Origin of the sequence: Candidatus Nitrosocosmicus oleophilus (assembly GCF_000802205.1) — an archaeon.
Taxonomy (GTDB): domain Archaea; phylum Thermoproteota; class Nitrososphaeria; order Nitrososphaerales; family Nitrososphaeraceae; genus Nitrosocosmicus; species Nitrosocosmicus oleophilus.
The window spans coordinates 702,261-721,201 of the sequence record NZ_CP012850.1 but is presented as its reverse complement, the minus strand read 5'-3'; the positions used below and the strand labels follow the sequence as shown (position 1 = coordinate 721,201).

General features: G+C 36.9%; 15 protein-coding genes. 7 read left to right on the top strand and 8 right to left on the bottom strand.

Annotated elements, in window-relative coordinates; all coding sequences use genetic code 11:
* Nucleotides 1-25: 25 nt before the first annotated feature.
* A complete protein-coding gene (locus NMY3_RS03470; RefSeq protein WP_196817552.1) occupies nt 26-2,200 on the bottom strand; it encodes a CDC48 family AAA ATPase in 2,175 nt (724 codons plus the stop codon).
* A gap of 202 nt (nt 2,201-2,402) precedes the next feature.
* Between NMY3_RS03470 and NMY3_RS03465 the strand changes: the two genes are divergently transcribed.
* Both NMY3_RS03465 and NMY3_RS03460 read left to right on the top strand, forming a co-directional pair.
* On the top strand, nt 2,403-3,134 hold the full coding sequence (locus tag NMY3_RS03465) for a 50S ribosomal protein L2 (protein WP_196817551.1): 732 nt from the start codon (nt 2,403-2,405) through the stop codon (nt 3,132-3,134).
* A gap of 29 nt (nt 3,135-3,163) precedes the next feature.
* Complete coding sequence (locus NMY3_RS03460; RefSeq protein ID WP_231100214.1) at nt 3,164-3,862, top strand: endonuclease III domain-containing protein; 699 nt, start codon at nt 3,164-3,166, stop codon at nt 3,860-3,862.
* 34 nt (nt 3,863-3,896) lie between these two features.
* Here the strand turns inward: NMY3_RS03460 and NMY3_RS03455 are convergent, their stop codons facing one another.
* The 3 genes from NMY3_RS03455 to NMY3_RS03445 form a co-directional block, all read right to left on the bottom strand.
* On the bottom strand, nt 3,897-4,568 hold the full coding sequence (locus NMY3_RS03455; RefSeq protein WP_196817550.1) for a hypothetical protein: 672 nt from the start codon (nt 4,566-4,568) through the stop codon (nt 3,897-3,899).
* A gap of 131 nt (nt 4,569-4,699) precedes the next feature.
* Nucleotides 4,700-5,833, bottom strand: a complete 1,134-nt coding sequence (sat, locus tag NMY3_RS03450) for a sulfate adenylyltransferase (protein WP_196817549.1) — start codon at nt 5,831-5,833, stop codon at nt 4,700-4,702.
* A gap of 114 nt (nt 5,834-5,947) precedes the next feature.
* Nucleotides 5,948-6,658 (bottom strand): phosphoadenylyl-sulfate reductase, encoded by a 711-nt coding sequence (locus tag NMY3_RS03445; protein WP_196818459.1) that lies wholly within the window; start codon nt 6,656-6,658, stop codon nt 5,948-5,950.
* A 237-nt stretch (nt 6,659-6,895) separates the two neighbouring features.
* Between NMY3_RS03445 and NMY3_RS03440 the strand changes: the two genes are divergently transcribed.
* The 3 genes from NMY3_RS03440 (at nt 6,896) to NMY3_RS03430 (ending at nt 10,629) form a co-directional block, all read left to right on the top strand.
* Nucleotides 6,896-8,197, top strand: coding sequence for a hypothetical protein (locus NMY3_RS03440; RefSeq protein ID WP_196817548.1), 1,302 nt, complete (start codon nt 6,896-6,898; stop codon nt 8,195-8,197).
* Nucleotides 8,198-8,523: 326 nt separating this feature from the next.
* Nucleotides 8,524-9,696, top strand: coding sequence for a response regulator (locus NMY3_RS03435; RefSeq protein WP_196817547.1), 1,173 nt, complete (start codon nt 8,524-8,526; stop codon nt 9,694-9,696).
* Between the two features lie 336 nt (nt 9,697-10,032).
* Nucleotides 10,033-10,629, top strand: coding sequence for a hypothetical protein (locus tag NMY3_RS03430; protein ID WP_196817546.1), 597 nt, complete (start codon nt 10,033-10,035; stop codon nt 10,627-10,629).
* A gap of 686 nt (nt 10,630-11,315) precedes the next feature.
* Here the strand turns inward: NMY3_RS03430 and NMY3_RS03425 are convergent.
* Both NMY3_RS03425 and NMY3_RS03420 read right to left on the bottom strand, forming a co-directional pair.
* Nucleotides 11,316-13,745 (bottom strand): hypothetical protein, encoded by a 2,430-nt coding sequence (locus NMY3_RS03425; RefSeq protein ID WP_196817545.1) that lies wholly within the window; start codon nt 13,743-13,745, stop codon nt 11,316-11,318.
* A 628-nt stretch (nt 13,746-14,373) separates the two neighbouring features.
* A complete protein-coding gene (locus NMY3_RS03420) occupies nt 14,374-14,757 on the bottom strand; it encodes a collagen-like protein (RefSeq protein ID WP_196817544.1) in 384 nt (127 codons plus the stop codon).
* A gap of 402 nt (nt 14,758-15,159) precedes the next feature.
* Here NMY3_RS03420 and NMY3_RS03415 point away from each other — a divergent pair, with 402 nt between their 5' ends.
* Nucleotides 15,160-15,753 carry a hypothetical protein gene (locus NMY3_RS03415; protein WP_196817543.1) on the top strand — a complete coding sequence of 198 codons (594 nt, stop codon included), beginning with the start codon at nt 15,160-15,162 and terminating at the stop codon, nt 15,751-15,753.
* Nucleotides 15,754-16,164: 411 nt separating this feature from the next.
* On the top strand, nt 16,165-16,428 hold the full coding sequence (locus tag NMY3_RS03410; protein ID WP_196817542.1) for a hypothetical protein: 264 nt from the start codon (nt 16,165-16,167) through the stop codon (nt 16,426-16,428).
* A 443-nt stretch (nt 16,429-16,871) separates the two neighbouring features.
* Here the strand turns inward: NMY3_RS03410 and NMY3_RS03405 are convergent, their stop codons facing one another.
* Complete coding sequence (locus NMY3_RS03405; RefSeq protein WP_196817541.1) at nt 16,872-17,408, bottom strand: hypothetical protein; 537 nt, start codon at nt 17,406-17,408, stop codon at nt 16,872-16,874.
* 653 nt (nt 17,409-18,061) lie between these two features.
* The gene (locus NMY3_RS03400; RefSeq protein ID WP_231100212.1) at nt 18,062-18,778 is read right to left on the bottom strand and encodes a hypothetical protein; all 717 of its coding nucleotides are present in this window, start codon (nt 18,776-18,778) and stop codon (nt 18,062-18,064) included.
* Nucleotides 18,779-18,941: the final 163 nt, after the last annotated feature.

The following is an 18,941-nucleotide window of genomic DNA, read 5'->3' as shown; positions in this document are numbered from 1 at the left end:
AAAATATGGAAGAAAATAGAAAAAATTACCTGTAATAAGGTACTGTAACTTTCTCACCCGACTTACTATCTCTTTGAGTTTTTATCTTCTTTACAGCATCTTCGAAATGTTTCATTGTAACATGTGCCTCTGTTGCGTGTTTTGCAGCGTCTTCAGGATTACTATATTTTTGAAGATACTCATGCAACACGAGTGAAACCGCCGTATTTGAAACAGCAGATACATCAGCTCCGCTAAATCCATCTGTAATTTCAGCGATTCTATCGAAATCAACGATGTCAGAAATAGGTTTTTCTAATGAATGAATCTCCAATATTTTCTTTCTTGTAGCCTTGTCAGGTAAAGGCACATATACTATCTTGTCAAACCTACCTGGTCTTAACAATGCAGGATCTATCATGTCCGATCGGTTAGTTGCGGCAATAATAACCACACTGGTTAATTGTTGAATTCCATCCAATTCGGTTAATAGTTGGGAAACGACTCTTTCAGTCACCATGCTGTCACCTCCCAGTCCTCTTACTGGTGCGATCGAATCTATTTCATCAAAGAAAACAACACATGGTGCAGCTTGTCTTGCTCGTCGGAAAATTTCTCTGATCCCTCTTTCAGATTCGCCAACCCATTTTGACAATAATTCTGGTCCTTTTACGCTAATGAAATTAGATTCAGATTCTGTTGCGACTGCCTTGGCAAGCATAGTTTTTCCGGTACCAGAGGGACCATGCATCAGAATTCCTTTGGGATTAGAGTGGCCAAGTTTTGTATAAAGATCTGGGTACCTTAACGGCCATTCCACTGCTTCCTGTAACTCTCGTTTAACATCATCTAATCCACCTATATCATTCCATTCAACATCGGGAGATTCCAGATAAACTTCCCTCATGGCAGATGGCATCACTTCTTTAAGAGCATTTTCAAAGTCAGACATGGTAACAATTAACTTATTCAATACTTCAGGATTTATTTTCTCATCTTCCAAGTTAAGTTCAGGTAACAATCGTCTAAGACATTTCATCGCAGCTTCCTTACAGAGGTATTCCAAATCTGCACCAACAAAACCATGACTTACAGATGCTATTTTTTCTTGATTTACATCTGATTCTAAAGGCATGTTTCTTGTGTGAATTTGTAGGATTTCTAATCTACCACGTTTATCAGGAACTTTGATTTCAATTTCTCGGTCAAATCGACCAGGTCTTCTTAGAGCTGGATCTATAGCATTTGGCCTATTTGTGGCAGCGATAACTATAACTTTACCTCTTGCTTCTAATCCATCCATCAAAGATAATAACTGAGATACAACTCTTCTTTCAACTTCTCCTGTTACCTCTTCTCGCTTTGGAGTTATAGAGTCTATTTCATCGATAAACATTATAGAAGGAGCCTTTTCTTTGGTTTCTTTAAATATTTCACGCAGTCTTGCTTCAGATTCACCGTAGAATTTGCTCATTATTTCTGGACCAGAAATACTCACGAAGTGTGCATTACTTTCATTGGCCACTGCTTTTGCCAACAAGGTTTTACCGGTACCTGGAGGTCCATACAACAACACTCCCTTTGGTGCCTCGATACCCAGTTTTTCAAATATTTCTGGATGTCGTAATGGCAGTTCTATCATTTCACGAACTTTTTGGGCTTCCTCTTTTAAGCCACCGATATCTTCGTATGTTACTTGGGGTACTCCACGAAGAGTTTCTCCCCTTTCAGCAATATGAAATACAGTTTTTTGAGTAACTAAAACGGCATCAACACCAGGACCTGGAGTGACACCTATGACTTGAAATGTAAGTCTACCACCAAAATATGGCACCATCACATTGTCGCCTTTGATTAATGGTACACTTTCAAGAGCATCAGCTAAATATCGTTCATCAATTGGAGGAATAGCTTCTAATGGTGCAACTATGACTTTTTCTGCAGGAACAGCTTTAATCTTTCTAACAATTATAGTGTCTCCTATAGCTACACCCGCATTATTTCTAACCAGACCATCAACTCGGAGTATACCCTTACCTTCGTCCGACGGATAAAGAGGCAAACATTTTGCAACTGTTCTACGTTTACCTTTAATTTCCACGACATCACCTGTAGATGCGCTCAAAGCATCCATAGATTCATAATCAATTCTAGCAACACCACGGCCTACATCTCGGGTATAAGCTTCAAGCACCTTTAGTGATATGGTGTTTTGGCTCATAATTATATAACTACACAACTCTTTATAACTTTATTATCAAGAATTGGTTGATTTCTCTCTCAGATATTCTTTAATTTGGAAAATTTCAAATTAATGTTGTGTCTGATTCCATTATAATAGAAATCGTCATACTATTAAAATTCCTAAATCTATCAAGAATAAATTTAATAGCGGGCCGTTGAGATCGATATATTAGATTTAATTGGGAAAGAGGACATTAGTAAGAAGAAGAGGGAAAGGAGGAAAGCAATTTAGAGCAATTATAACTGGAAAAATAGCTCCCACTAAATATCCTAATTTTGAGATTAATGAAGTTCATCATGGTATTGTAATGGATTTGGTACATGAAAGAGGGAGAGATGCACCAGTTGCTAAAATTAAATTTGATGACAATAATTATTCATATATTCCGGCCCCAGAAGGCACAACAGTCGGAAGCAAAATTGAGATAGGAAACGGAGCAAAACCTTTGTCTAAAAATATTCTAGACTTAGGATCCATACCAGATGGAACACTTGTTTGTAATATTGAAAAAAACATTGGTGACGGTGGAAAATTGATAAAAGCAGCCGGAACATCAGCAATAGTATTTTCACATTCAGTTGATAGTGTAAAGGTGAAATTTCCGTCAGGAATGATCCTAAACATGAATCCTAAATGTCGTGCAATGATTGGAGTTGTTGCAGGAGGTGGAAAATCAGAAAAACCGTTCCTTAAAGCAGGTAATAAAGCGAAATATATGCAATCCAGAGGAAGATTATACCCAGTTGTAAGAGGAATTGCTCAAGCAGCAGTATATCACCCTCATGGTGGAGGAAGACATCAACACATAGGTCATCCATCGTCTGTAGCAAGAAATACCCCACCTGGTGCCAAAGTAGGTAACATTGCACCCAGAAAGACAGGAAGAGCAAGAATTAAAAAGAGACAATAAATTAAGAAATCCAAAAATAATTTATTGTAATGTATGATATCTTAAAAATACTTGGTGAAATAGAATTTGCTTTAAACACCAACAACTTTTTGAGATTAACAGCTTTAGAGGATCTTCATAAAAATGAAAAAGGAGATCCGTTTAAAATTTTGATTGGCACAATTCTTTCGGCTAGAACAAGAGATGAAAATACCACGCAGGCGCTTTTAAAACTATTTAACAAATATGAAGGAGTAGAAGAGATTTCTAAAGCGAATTTGGATGATATTAAAAAGGAGATATCATCCGTCGGTTTTTACAATATCAAGGCAGCTAGGATAAAACAAGTTGCAAATATTATAAAAAGTGAATTTCATGGACAAGTACCAAATAATGAAGAAGAACTGTTAAAACTACCAGGAGTAGGAAGAAAAACTGCAAATTGCGTACTCGTGTATGCCTTCCAAAAATCCGCCATACCTGTAGATACTCATGTGCATAGAATTTGCAATAGATTAGGAATAGTAAATACAAAAAGCCCAGAAGAAACAGAAAAGGAATTGTCTGCATCGGTAGACAGAAAACACTGGATTAGGCTAAATTCTGCATTTGTGAGGTACGGCCAAAATATCTGCCTTCCGCTAAAACCAAAATGCAATTACTGTAATCTAAGACAAATTTGCAAGTATTATAAAGAAAACAAAGAAAACACAACCAAAGCAAGAAAAAGAAAAATAAAAAAGGTCTAAGTTTCTAGTATTTTGGACACCCATCTTGATAACTTTAATTTCGCTTTTTCCAAAACAACAAGAATATCAAGGTTCCTCCTACACCTACTATCATTACTAACGGCATATAGTAAAGAACAGATTCAGTTAGACTGCCATTGAGAACTTCGAATTGGATAGAGCCCCCAAATGTAGAATTAGACATTGAAGGTTCATCTTTTCCATAAACTTCTATAGATCCCACGTCGAATCCGTTTAATCCAAGTTTATCTAATACAATCCTTTTTCCGTTGGTGACAGACAATCCTTGGACATTGGCATGAGATACGGTTACCGGACCGTCCGTAGACCATCCATTTTGATTGTTTTCATACATTCGCATATATCCAGTGTCATTTGTATTCACAGATACTATAAATCTCTTTGACTGATCACCAAATAACATCAATTCGATAAATTTCTCACTAGGAGGTGGCTCCTTAATTTTTATGATGGTTTTAGAAGCATTATCATTGTAATAGCTAAGATTGTTATATATCGAGATAATCCAATTATTTACCTTTGGTTCATTAAAAACATATTCAACCGGATTCCGTCTATCAGTATTAGTATCATTAAAAGGCAAAACAAAACTTTCTGAGACATTGGTTTTGGCTGTTTGAAATTCTTGAGAAATATTAGTTAATTGAGAGAATGAGGGATTTGGGGAAAAAATACTCACCACCATAACAATAGTTAAACCTAAACCAAGAATTAAGAAAATGTGGTAATATGATAAATTATAACTCGAAAATTTATAATTTATTATCATACTAATTCTTCATAATGCGATTATATATTTGTAAAATGTATAGTAAATCATTCTACAAATGGTCTTGGATAGGATAATATTACTTTAGAAATTTCAGGTCTCATTAGATGAGAAGGTGGTAATTCGCCTGAGGAAAACATTTTTCGCATTTTGGTTCCACTTAATTCTTCCCTATAGTCCAAATAATGAGGACATGTGCGGTCGTTAACATAGCTTTGACATTTTTTACAGTAATAAAAGGCCGGAAAGAAGATAGGTTCAATTTCAAGTTCTGGATAATCTTTAAAAATATCGTGAGCTGCAAATGGGGAATAATAATTACCCACACCAGCATGATCCCTGCCTATTATTATATGAGAGCATCCAAAATTTTGACGCATAATGGCATGATGAATAGCTTCTCTTGGTCCGGCATATTTCATTTCGGTATGTAAGGTAGAAAAAATGATTCTATATTTGGGATAATAATTATCTATCAAGACCGTATAAGAATTCAATATTACTTCGTCTTTAAAATCTCCTACCTTTTTTTTACCTATTAAAGGATTTATAAATAAACCATCGTAAATGTTTAATGCAGCTTTTTGCAACATTTCGTGAGCCACATGTGGAACATTTCGGGTTTGAAATGCAACCGTACTTTTCCAACCTCGATCTTCAATCTTTTTTCGAGATTCTGCAGGAGTTAAGCGAAGGTCCTCTAAAAATTTATTGTTGGGTGTGGTACTGACTGTTTTAACCTCTCCTGCAATAAGTATATCCTGCATCGTAACAAATTTATTGAATCCGGGATGTGATGGATCGTCAGTTTGAAAAACGGATTTAGCGCTTTCAGTTTTATCAAATTTATACAAGTCTTCTACCTGCATTACTCCAAAAATTTGGCCGTCGTTACGTAAAGCAACTTGGGACGAATCTTTTACTTTTTTTGCTACCTCTTCATTGGCATCTAAAACAATAGGAATTGTCCATGGTAAATCATTAGATAATCTCCCTCTTTTTACTACGCTAGTAAAATCTTCTTCATTTAAAAATCCTTTTAATGGGCTAAATACTCCAAATGAAATATTCTCTATTTCCATTTTTAGTCCAGTATCCACATCTAGTGTAAATAAATCCTTGTCAATTCTAGACAGATCTATAAAATTATTTGTTAAGCTACCACCATGGGGTCTAGGCATCCTTCTATAGAATGATAGAAGAGGTTATTTCTTTCTTTTTTTCTTATATGATTTGTTTTGTTATGTTTTGCTTAACTTAAATTGGAAGGGATGTTTTTATCTTGCTAGAATTAATCAATTCTTATTCCAATGTAGTCCGCATTCTTTATGTAAATCATTTTCCCACCACCATCTGCCAGCTCTTAGGTCTTCACCTGCTGCTACTGCACGGGTGCAAGGGGCACAGCCTATACTCGGATATCCCTTATCGTGGAGTTTATTATATGGTATGTTATTCTTTTTTATATAATCCCAAACCATGTCATTGGTCCAGTCCACGATAGGATTGATTTTGATAATATTGTTATTTGATTCATCAATTTCAACTTTTTTTGCATTAGACCTAGTAAAAGTCTGCTCACGTCTTAACCCGGTTATCCAGGCATCCAGATCCTTTAGCATTCTTCTTAAAGGATGAACTTTACGGATTTCACAACACAATTTCCGTTCTTGAACGCTGTTGTACATTAGATTTACTCCGTTTTCTGTCACCATTTTCTCTACTTCCATATAGTCTGGAAACATAGTTTCAATGGATATAGAATACTTTTTTCTTATTTTGTCCATTACATCATAAGTCTCTGGATTAAGTCTGCCTGTATCCAAAGTAAAAACTCGAGTATTATCACCATGAATATTATACATCAAATCAATTATTACAACATCTTCTGCACCAAAACTTGATGCAAAGGCTATTTTTGGAGAAAAGGTCTTGATTGACAAAGATAAGATATCTTTTGCAGTTTCTGCTTCAAATTTAGATGGATTTTCAGAATAGAGTTTCATAAATTCAATTTTCCCATCATTGTTGGACATATTATTAGTTGGAACTATAACTCATATAATATTTTCTTAAGTTAAATCAACGTAGGGTAAGTAAAGTGTTAAAATGTGATATTGCAAAAAAGGAGGTTTTTACAAGGACATCTAGTTTATTAGGGAGGTTACCATAGTAAACAGAACTCGTGGTGAAAGTAGGGTCTGAGTTTAGAAAAGTGGGAATTATTTTCAGAATATAATAATTTGGGCTTTGATCCATTGAGATGGTTACCTGATTGTTCTAACGAGTTAAAGCATGAAAAGTTTGATGACATTGCAGACGAATTCAAAAATAGAAATAATTTAAGAATAATACCAAATCATTATAGCTATTTCCAATATCCAGAAAAAAAAGATGCAGAAATAATTAGAAGAGTTTACAAAATAGACGAAGAGTTTAGGCACGAAGATCTGAAAACTAAAAAAGCTGTATCAATATTAAAGTATGATAAAAACACAGTTAATGACGAAGACCTATTAGTGAGCGAGATCAAGAAAATATCTGGGTCTTTTGATACTAAAATAGAAGTAGATAAGGTATCTATCATACCTACAAACAGTAAAAAGGATTTCCAGTTTATTTTGTTTGATCATATTAAAACTCAAAGGGGAAACAAAACTGGATATACAATTGTTACTAATTCTAATACCCAGGCAACAGATGTTACTCAACCAATAGGCTCTCCAATTCATATGGAAATATCCTTTACCGAATCTATTAGTCTTTTAAATCTACTTGGGTGTTCTAAAGACATTAAACTTTATCCAATATATGATGCACCAAATGATGAATTATTAGATGATATAAGAAGAAATATTGATAGTTTTACAGCAAAATATAATTATACATTTGAAGACTATAGTTCGTTGAAGTTTGGCGGTCTTTTTTTTGGTACCACAGCAGTAGGTAATACTCATAAAGAATTGCCAAACAGATATGATTTGATAGAACAAGATATGCAAATTATAGCAACTGAAAGCTTGGGACTTTTGGCATGTCTTGGTTTATACATAATCACTAATCTAGATGACACAGTATTTCAAAAAATGAATAAATATGGTATAGATAGAGAGAAAGTAAATCAATTAAAGGATCAGGCTCTTAAAAGTCTCACAGAGCCAAAAGTATCGATTGGGAAAACAGTATCCAAGTATCTTCCTGATTTTGAAAACCAATTCGATTTACAATCCAATATATTAGTAACACATCCGATCTCAAAGAACGGTATTGCATCATTTGCGGAACTTTCAAAATTAATTAATAACCAAATAATAATTGATAATGTTCCATATGTGGATAATGACATTAAGAATTTTGTATCAAAGGAGCACCTATTGTCAAATGTTAGTGCTTCTACTCCGGATACAAATATTATAATAGTATCTAAAGACTTTGCAGCAACCATTATAGAAGAGTTATCCAAACACAAGTTTAATCCATCTATTGTAGGTAGAATTGGAAAACCAGGAAAAGCTGGAGTTAGTTTTAGTAACAGGGCTCACTAGCAAAAAAATTAGTTGGTAGTAGTTAGAAAAACTACGTAAGGAGTTATTTGGATATCTTCTCCTTTCACGTTTATCGTCCATCTATTATTTTGAATGTTGGGTATGCTTCCAATTTCATTAAATAAAAACATTTACTGACAACCTTTATATATAATTATTGTGATATTTTGGTAATGCTTAACAAGATCACATATTTACATATTAATACCTCGTCATTACATGAATTAATTGAACATGAAAACCAGATATTTTCATGCTGCTATCTATAAAAGATACACATTAGAAGAAGTTGCATCAGTTTAATGGTCCAGTTAAACCAGTAGAAAATGAATAAGAAGTTGGCGGATTATTTGGAAAATAAAAATAGTACAACAAAAGATGAAAGCAAAATACATCTTTCCCTAAAAGAAGATAGTCCACAGGATAATCAAATAACCTTTGTTGATTTTTCCAATAATTATTGTGTATGCATAATTGATATAATTGATTCTACAAACAATACATATGACATATTAGAATCTAAAAAGATCAAGCAATACTACTCTGTATTCCTCAATACCATGACCTCAATTATAAGTCGTCATGGGGGCAAAGTAGTTAAAAACGCTGGCGATAACTTGTTGTACTATTTTCCAAGTACAATGAATGAGAGTAACCATTTAGATTTTCAAAATGTAATTGAATGTGGATTATCGATGATTGATGCAAAGGATCAAATGGATCTGTTGTTGGATTTAAATGGTTTACCTCCTATAAATTATAGGATTAGTGCAAGTTATGGTAAAGTAGAATTAGCTATCGTAGCAAATTCTCATAGCGGTGATATTTTTGGAACACCTGTAAATATATGTTCTAAAATAAATCATTTAGCTTCATCAAATCAAATGATTATTCATAGAGATCTTTATCAAGTCATTAAAGAAATGCCATATTTCGATGACTATGTATTTGAGGAAATAGAACGTAAAAACCATGGTAACGACCATCATTCAGAGAATAATAGAAATGTATATACAACTTATTCTGTACGTCGATTTGAAGATATTAATAAACAAAAAGAAATAGAAAGTAAAATACTAGAATTACATGCTGAACGTAAGCGTATTAATCAAAATAGAAATAACTCGTCTTTTAACATTTTGTTGATAGATGATGACAAAGACATTCTTTTTACATATTCAGCGATAATTAAAAGTCAAGGCTTTAAAATAACCTCTTTTTCAAATCCATACAAAGCCCTCAATGACTTTTCAACAACGAATCCATATTTGTACGATTTAGTTATAATGGATATACGGATGCCGGGAATAAATGGTATTAAATTATACTCCAAATTTAGAATAATGAATCCCAACGTAAAGATACTTTTTATATCGGCCTTAGACGCTGTTTGGGAATTGTTAAGCTTATTTCCTGAAATTAATGATTCAGATATCTTGAGAAAACCTGTAGAATCCCAACAACTATTAGACAAAATAAATATAGCATTAAGAAAATAAGAAATTAGTTAGAAGACATGGCATGGAATTGACTTGCAGAAAAGTCAATAATTAAGACAACAGCAAGATAACTTATTTGACAATTAACAGTTCTAAGCAGTACATCTAGAATCAATTACTGATGGATTAGTGGCGACCAGAATACTACAATACAATTTAAAAGTAAATAAATGACAAATTTCTCCTTTATATTCAAAATATTCAAGATATCCCCCATTTACGCCCATACATTCAAAATTCTAATGTTAATAATTCTACCAAATATAATACTAGAAAATTATAATGAAATTATCACTCCAAATTATAATATAATTATGATCTACAATAATTTTTAATATGACTCAACGTAATGAAAAATCCAAGAATGAGAAAAAAAGCTCATTATTGTATATGGCAGTGCTTGGTGCAGTTGCACTAGCTCTTTTGACAACAATGGTTCCATCAACCTCACTTGCAAATGCATTAACGCAAACTGCTGGAAACGGTGGAGACGCTGGCAATGGTGGTGATGGTGGTGAAGGAGGCGGAGCAGACGCAACTGCTGGAGACGGTGGTGAAGGTGGTGCTAGCGAAGCTGGTGGCGCTGGTGGTAATAGCGGTAACGGCGGAGAAGGCGGTGCTGGAGGCAATATAGGCGAAGAATTACTTGATGCAGCATTAGAATTAGTCGGTGCAGATGAGTATGTAGGAGAGAACTCTGCTAACGGTGGCAACGGTGGTAGCACTACTGGTGGTGCTGGTGGTGACTCTACTGCAGGTGCTGGTGGTGACGGCGGTAGTACTAGTGAGACAAACGGTGGAAATGCTGACGGTGGCGCAGGCGGTAACGGTGGAAAAGGTGGAGATGCAATAGCTATTTGCAATGCATTTGCATGCAATGAAGAAGGAGAAGACTCATTAATACCTAAAGTCCCAGGAACAGAAACAATTTAAACTAGGTTAATTAATCCCTTAATCTCTTTTAAGGGATTAATCATTTTTATCCATTATTTAGTTACTTATTACGCTATTCGAAGATCCTATGAATATGATCATAATAATAGACTAAATTACTTATTTAGATATATAATAACACATGTAAAATAAACATGAGAATATTATTTGCCTGTTAGCGCAAGTATATTATTTAAAATAAGGAAAAATAAAGAAGACAGCATTCATATTATGGGACCTGGTCTGGATATAGTCAATCGTCTTTGTTTTCTTATGTTTAGTAACTATACAACAGATGATTGATAAAAGTGGATCAAGATGCATTGTAACTTAATTCAAATTGTTGTAATTTGTGGATAAGTATAAATACTCCTTTTACGGAGAACATAAAAGTATTTTAAACAAAGTAGATTGACATGCGTACTTTATATATTTTATGATTCCTTCAAGTGATATCTTAATAACACTACCATTAGTCGTCGAAATAAATTATCAATAGAACACAAATTTATAAAAATTATCGATCTAATGAATTGTTTTAGATGCTATTCTTTTTTTCTAACGTACACTTATATGGGATTAATAAAGTTTCAATTTCTTTTAATAATATAATAAAATAAAGATGAAAAGTTACCTTTTCATCATATTCTGTTCTGTTAGGCTAGTATGTAGTAGTTAGTTCAGGTTTAAGTGAATAGGTTATCAAAGTCAAAGACTTTGAAGTATGAAAATAAACCTGCGTTGCCGCCTGCACCGCCTGCACCGCCTGCACCGCCGTTAGCGCTACCGCTTGTTGCATCGCCGCTGTCGCCGCCGTTGCCACCGTCACCAGCTTCAGAGTCTCCTCCGTTGCCGCCTTCAGAGTCACCGCCGTCGCCACCATTGGCTTCGCTTTCTGCATCGTCACCAATACCTATAGCAATACCAGCGTCTTCGCCTGCACCGCCGTTACCAGCTGTACCGCCGTTACCGCCGTTTTCGCTGTTACCGCCATCAGCACCAAAGCCGCCTATAGAAGCTGCAAAGTTACTAAAGCCGCCTGCACCGCCAGAGCCGCCAGAGCCGCCAGAACCTCCTGTATTATCCTCATCATTGCTACTCAATACTGAGAAGAGTGAGCCGGAACCAGCGTCGCCGCCAGAGCCGCCGTCGCCGCCAGAGCCACCGTTAGCGCTACCGCTTGTTGCATCGCCGCTGTCGCCGCCGTTGCCACCGTCACCAGCTTCAGAGTCTCCTCCGTTGCCGCCTTCAGAGTCACCGCCGTCGCCACCATTGGCTTCGTTTTGTTGATCATCGCCAAAGCCTAAGATGAAACCGCCTTCGCCTCCGTCGCCGCCTGTAGCACTATTGCCACCTGCGCCGCCTGCAGCACTGTCGCCGCCGTTACCGCCAAAGCCGCCTAGTGTAAATGCTAGACCGGTTTCACCGCCGTCGCCGCCTGTACCGCCGTCGCCGCCTGTACCGCCAGTGTTAGTTCCTTCATTGCTACTCAATACTGAGAAGAGTGAGCCGGAACCAGCGTCGCCGCCAGAGCCGCCGTCGCCGCCAGAGCCACCGTTAGCGCTACCGCTTGTTGCATCGCCGCTGTCGCCGCCGTTGCCACCGTCACCAGCTTCAGAGTCTCCTCCGTTGCCGCCTTCAGAGTCACCGCCGTCGCCACCATTGGCTTCGTTTTCTTGTCCGTCACCTACGCCTATAATAATACCACCTGCAGCACCTGCACCGCCGTTACCAGCTGTACCTCCGTCGCCGCCAGTGTCACTGTCGCCGCCGTCGCCACCAAAGCCGCCTACAGCTGCTGCTAGACCGGTTTCACCGCCTGCACCGCCAGAGCCGCCAGAGCCGCCAGAACCTCCTGTATTATCCTCATCATTGCTACTCAATACTGAGAAGAGTGAGCCGGAACCAGCGTCGCCGCCAGAGCCGCCGTCGCCGCCAGAGCCACCGTTAGCGCTACCGCTTGTTGCATCGCCGCTGTCGCCGCCGTTGCCACCGTCACCAGCTTCAGAGTCTCCTCCGTTGCCGCCTTCAGAGTCACCGCCGTCGCCACCATTGGCTTCGTTTTGTTGATCATCGCCAAAGCCTAAGATGAAACCGCCTTCGCCTCCGTCGCCGCCTGTAGCACTATTGCCACCTGCGCCGCCTGCAGCACTGTCGCCGCCGTTACCGCCAAAGCCGCCTAGTGTAAATGCTAGACCGGTTTCACCGCCGTCGCCGCCTGTACCGCCGTCGCCGCCTGTACCGCCAGTGTTAGTTCCTTCATTGCTACTCAATACTGAGAAGAGTGAGCCGGAACCAGCGTCGCCGCCAGAGCCGCCGTCGCCGCCTGAGCCACCGTTAGCGCTACCGCTTGTTGCATCGCCGCTGTCGCCGCCGTTGCCACCGTCACCAGCTTCAGAGTCTCCTCCGTTGCCGCCTTCAGAGTCACCGCCGTCGCCACCATTGGCTTCGTTTTCTCCGTCGTCACCAATGCCCACAGCAATACCGCCTTCACCGCCGTTACCGCCGTTACCAGCTGTACCGCCGTCGCCACCAGTGTCACTGTCGCCGCCGTCGCCGCCAAAGCCGCCTATGGAAACAGCGTCACCGCTATCGCCGCCTTCGCCTCCGTCGCCGCCTGCACCGCCGTCGCCGCCTGTATTATCTTCATCATCATCGTCTCCTACTGAGAAGAGTGAGCCGGAACCAGCGTCGCCGCCAGAGCCGCCGTCGCCGCCTGAGCCGCCGTCGGAGTCACCGCTTGTTGCATCGCCGCTGTCGCCGCCGTTGCCACCGTCACCAGCTTCAGAGTCTCCTCCGTCGCCGCCTTCAGAGTCACCGCCGTCGCCACCATTGGCTTCATTGTCTCCTCCACCGCCACTGCCGCCGCCGTCGCCACCAGAGCCGCCGTCGCCGCTGTTACCACCGTTACCGCCAGAGCCACTATTGCCGCCAGACCCGCCGGAGCCGCCAACTGATATGGCGCCACCTGAGCTACCGCCGCTACCGCCTGAGCCGCCGTCACCGCCTGAGCCGCCGTTATTAGCTGCAAGAGCAGGATTTGTATAAATTGGACCTAATAAAGTCATGGCTAAGAAAAATACCATGCTAAATAGCATATACTTGTTATTGATCAAAGTTGTGTACCTTTCACAAAGTAGCTATATAAGGTTTTTTATTATGGAAAAATAATTGGATATAATCTATAGTAATAGTATAGTAGAAATTAGTTCCAATTTTTCAGTTGAACAATATTAGATAGATTCCAATTTTTTCATTTGAACCTTATTAGAGATATTCAAATTTAAGTTAATAATACGAACAAAAATTGAATATTCAGGTATCATTCTCTTTTTGAAAATGGATTATAACTCCGATATTTTGAAATGACAGATCACGGTGATATATAAAACATTTAAGGAACGTTCGTAGAAAGAGAACAAAGCTACAATAACAATAAATAGGTAATTCAATTCGGAAATACGTCTCACTCGCCAAATTCTCGGTTCATACAATGCTATTTTGGATATAGATTAGGCAAATGAACACCTATCAAAACATTCATTATCCATCTTGATTAATAAATAATCTTGTCTGAACCCTTGAGGGACATATTTGGATATACCATAATAATATTCAGCAGACGGACCTGATCAGTTTACTTTTCTTGATGCTATGTTATGCTATTCCAAATGAAGTAGCGAATCAGGTATAAAGGAAATAATGAGTGATGGTATTTAAGCAAAAAAAGAGATTTACAAAAGATTATGGTATAACTGTCCTTTCCGGACCTGATAAGCCGTCTTGACCATCTTGACCTGATAAGCCGTCTTGACCATCTTGACCTGATAAGCCGTCTTGACCATCTTGACCTGATAAGCCGTCTTGACCATCTTGACCATCATGGAACGACATACTAGGAATTAAAATATCATCTTGATTACTGCTTGTATTTTGAGATCCTGTATTTTCGGGTGTTGAAAATAGAGAACTAAAGCTGGTTTGATTATCATTAGGTGATACTTGCTCGCCTAAATTCAAAAAGTCCAATTGAGCGTTCGCACTTAATGGATTTGTAAACAATAGAATTCCTGATAGTAATTGAATGCCCAAAAATGTGAGTATTATTGATTTCTTTTTGATATTCATGTATTAGCACATATCTAAACGTGCATAGTATATTTGCAGTAAATATAAAATGACCTTTAAATTGTTCATGATAATTTAAATCTACATTTTTACCAAGATTTAAGATATGAATCCTAGTTATCTTAATGTCCCAATTATGAAATGTTTCAGCTTTTAAAAAATTTTTAGCTTGGTATACTAAAAATGAATACCACTGCAGTTGCCTATTATTAGAATTTTTTGCAAATTATTTATTAATAGAAAGGAAGAAGGTAGTATTTTGTAGATTTTCATTTAATTTAATACAGAATAATTTAACCCATTTTAGAAAAGATCCATTAAACCTTAAAATATAACCCATTGATTTTACGTAATAAGAATTAGGCAAAATACTTTATATCTTTGACCTGTTATTAATCACTATTGAATCAATTACTAATTTGGGGAATTTTTAGTACTTTATTTTTATGTTTAATTGGCAACCAAAGCGCTTATTCTGGCACTGGTAATGTAGACAACGAAACTTTGTCTAATTCTTCGAATACTATGACCAAAGATACGCTTTTTTCCTCATGTAATGTAAAGGGTAAAGATGGTGGCAACGGTCTAGATGGTAGCAACGGTCTAGATGGTAGCAATGGTCTAGATGGTAGTAATGGCACTGGAATTAATGGTGGCAATGGTGGCAATGGTGGCAATGGTGGCAATGGTGGCAATGGTGGCAATGGTGGCAATGATAGAGATGACACATGTTCAAGTAAATCGGACGATAGAACAGGAAAGAACAATGCTGTCGATAGTATAGGTAGCAATGGTGGAAACAGTATAGGGGGCAATGGTGGCAATGGTGGCAATGGTGGCAATGGTGGCAATGGTGGCAATGGTGGCAATGGTGGCAATGGTGGCAATGGTGGCAATGGTGGCAATGGTGGCAATGGTGGAAACAGTATAGGTGGCAATGGTGGCAATGGTGGAAACAGTATAGGTGGCAATGGTGGCAATGGTGGCAATAGCTAATCTCAGATTGATTACAATCGCATCGCAGGAATCTAAATACAATATATGAGTCTGTTTGCAATGAATTTGATATCTTTCAATGGATAGCGTTAGTAAATATAGGAATTTCTTTGTTACCGTCAGCAGATATCTAAATTCCTACGTATGATGATCATAAGGAGTAAGAGTCTTTTTTCACATAAACTCTTAAAAATATATTAAAGTATATCACTGGTTAGCTGACACAAGTTCTTTTCAAAAATAAGTAATCTTTTTTTGACACATCTTTAATAGGAGATTTATTATTGTTTAGAATTGACCATAAAACATGCATTAAACTTTTACAAAATATTCTTTTAGAAAAATCTATAGAGAAAAGCAAGCAGAATTAGTATTGGCAAGTTTAATGTAGTATATTTAACATTTTTAATTATGAATAAAAATCAAACCAGATTGGCATTTATGACAATATTTGTTGCAACAGCACTTATTGGTTCAGTAATAACTATAGACCATAACACAGTTTTTGCATCAAAAAACAAAAAAAATGTAGCAGAAGAAGGAATTGGACAGCAATCTGAAACATTACAGAGCTCCTCATGTTTTTCTGAAAATGGAACATCATTAGCATCGTGTAATAATGTAGATGCATCATTGAACCTTAACTTCGGTAACAATGCTCTAGGTCAACAATAATCCTTTTTTAAACAATTTTTAGTCCAGTCTCCCAGTACTACAACTTTATTTGTGTATATTAATAAATAGTAATAAAAGTATTCGAAAATATTTGACCATCTAATTATCAACGTTTCTTATCAAGTTAATCAAAAATAAGACATGAATAGATAGATAATTGGTTGTTTTGGAAACGTAAATAATTTGGTTAGGTAGAAAAATTAGAGTAATAAATTCATAGCATAAAAATAATCACTCCTGTTTACATATGGACATGTCACTATCACTTATTGATGATAGAAAAGTAAGCGTGACAGTATCGGATTATTATAGACCATCATTTCTAAATAACGGGTAATTTGTTTACAGTATCATTATTTCATTTTAGTCATAATGTATGAAAAAGATGCCTCTTGTCCAAATAATCGATTAGTTGATTTTCTGAGAAAAGAAAAAAGAAAGTGTTACTGGATGGTGTTGTTTAGTTGTGGAGAAACCTCATTGACTCTTATATTTATGGTTGATGTTGGCGGAAAGACAATATCATCAGTGGAGTTATTGTATATTGCAATATCCGTAAAGTTTGTGGTTCCATTTCCTATAATATCGCCCTTATACATACATAGTCCACCGGCTTGTGAAAGTAAAGGTGACAATGCTAATCCATCAAGAGGCACCTGAATGTCTGGCCCAAAAAGGAAGATTATTGGCGTGGTGTAGTCATCGTTACATGGAATTTTTGCAGCAATATGACTATTCATAATTTTATATGGGGAAGAGTCATAAAGATGAAGATAACTTGCTTGAGGTAAGGTTGTATCCTCTAATAACAAAGTTTGAGAATTACTTATTAATGGAGTATTTGTTGCATTCGTGCTATTGGATTGTACTTGCCCAGTTGACAATTCCTGACCTTGAGAATATGAGAATTGTATGCCAGTGGGCAACAATATCATAAATGCAAAAAACAATAAAACATATAGGTTATTTGCTTTTTTCATTAGAAAGTAGATAAGACACAATACATAAAAACATATCTTAGCTTTCAAGCTCAACCAAAAAAGGCCTTATGATAATAAAATATAATTTGTAAAAGCAATTTTGCTTATTAAAAGTCCATATAGAACAAGAACAAGTGAGCATTAATCCCAGATACTCGTGTTGGATCATTTGTTAAGAGATTCTTATTCGATACCAATTACATCCTTATTTTAATATTCATTTGCAAATAGGAAAAATTAGCAGGCGTACCGACAAATTTTAAATCTATTGATCCGTAGATTATGCTTGAATCAACTACCATATGACATCTATTGTTATGGTTATATTATCTCTTTCTAATAAGGAAAAATATGACGTTCATATCATATTGATGATCACAACAAGAATGATAATTTAGGGTAGTAATTAGAATAAATTTTTTTGATTTAAAGAAAAAGAACAACAGGATCTAACATGACAACTTATTCTAGTCGTCAGACAATTCAATAATCTACGCAAAAGCGCTAAATGTAATAATTCAGATTTTTTTGAAAATATATCATTAGATCTCCATCTTAATCACTCAGTTCATTATGAGATGAAGGGTATGATAGAAATACACAGAATCAAGAAAATTTCTATAACTCAATCAAAAAAATTGATAATAAGGATTCTAGTTCTTTATTATATCGTCTTTATCTATATGCTTGATATTAGTCACACATACCGAATTGCCTGTAGGTTCAAGGGTAAATGACACTACATCTTGCACATTAGTTCCAGGATTTAATGTAACTCGGTGTACATCGGATGGTGGTGAAGTACCTGTAAATTTAGCTGGAAGATTTGACATTACTGCTTTATTCTTGTTAACTACCACTTCACCTGGAGATTGGAATGTTATTGATGTGACTGCTGGATTGGAACCACAGGGATCACCTGGAACATCTGCCAACGATACATAATGGTTGTGCCACCTTGGGTCATTAGTACCTTTTTGATCTTCACTATCGTATACACCTTTATGAGTAGTGCTTACCATTACAGCGTTTAAACCTTGAGTAGTCAAAATACCATACCCGAAAGCACCACCATCTCCATTAGTTGGAATATGTCCATGAGCTTGCAAAACAGCCTGTACATTATTTGCAGATTTTGCGATTACAGCTTTATCAATTATTCTATAATCCGGAGTACCTATTGCAGCAGTAGAAGCTCCAGCTTTATCGTTAAGGGTTTCTTCAAACATGCTATATCCAGGAATATTTTTTAAGGCTGACAACCCTGTAGATTGTGCGCTTGAGGATTGAACTTGTACGTAAGATAACAATCCAATAAATAGACTGCCTAAAACTATTGTCATTATGAAGAGCTTTGAATTTGATTTCATCTTATTCACTATTTAAATTAATATTGTGCATATTTAGAATTCTTCTTAAAAACCTGTAACTCTAACATATATTAACAAGATATACAAAAGTAATAGATCAAATCCGATACTGTATTACTGTAAGGATATTAAGTAAAAAAATACGAGTAGATAATATTTTGCC

Bases quoted from the DNA above. Each gene is read 5' to 3' on its own strand.
- NMY3_RS03430 (WP_196817546.1), top strand. From the start codon at position 10,033: ATGACTCAACGTAATGAAAAATCCAAGAATGAGAAAAAAAGCTCATTA.
- sat (WP_196817549.1), bottom strand. From the start codon at position 5,833: ATGCCTAGACCCCATGGTGGTAGCTTAACAAATAATTTTATAGATCTG.
- NMY3_RS03455 (WP_196817550.1), bottom strand. From the start codon at position 4,568: ATGGTGGTGAGTATTTTTTCCCCAAATCCCTCATTCTCTCAATTAACT.
- NMY3_RS03400 (WP_231100212.1), bottom strand. From the start codon at position 18,778: ATGAAATCAAATTCAAAGCTCTTCATAATGACAATAGTTTTAGGCAGT.
- NMY3_RS03410 (WP_196817542.1), top strand. From the start codon at position 16,165: ATGAATAAAAATCAAACCAGATTGGCATTTATGACAATATTTGTTGCA.
- NMY3_RS03420 (WP_196817544.1), bottom strand. From the start codon at position 14,757: ATGAATATCAAAAAGAAATCAATAATACTCACATTTTTGGGCATTCAA.
- NMY3_RS03405 (WP_196817541.1), bottom strand. From the start codon at position 17,408: ATGAAAAAAGCAAATAACCTATATGTTTTATTGTTTTTTGCATTTATG.
- NMY3_RS03435 (WP_196817547.1), top strand. From the start codon at position 8,524: ATGAATAAGAAGTTGGCGGATTATTTGGAAAATAAAAATAGTACAACA.
- NMY3_RS03445 (WP_196818459.1), bottom strand. From the start codon at position 6,658: ATGAAACTCTATTCTGAAAATCCATCTAAATTTGAAGCAGAAACTGCA.
- NMY3_RS03470 (WP_196817552.1), bottom strand. From the start codon at position 2,200: ATGAGCCAAAACACCATATCACTAAAGGTGCTTGAAGCTTATACCCGA.
- NMY3_RS03460 (WP_231100214.1), top strand. From the start codon at position 3,164: ATGTATGATATCTTAAAAATACTTGGTGAAATAGAATTTGCTTTAAAC.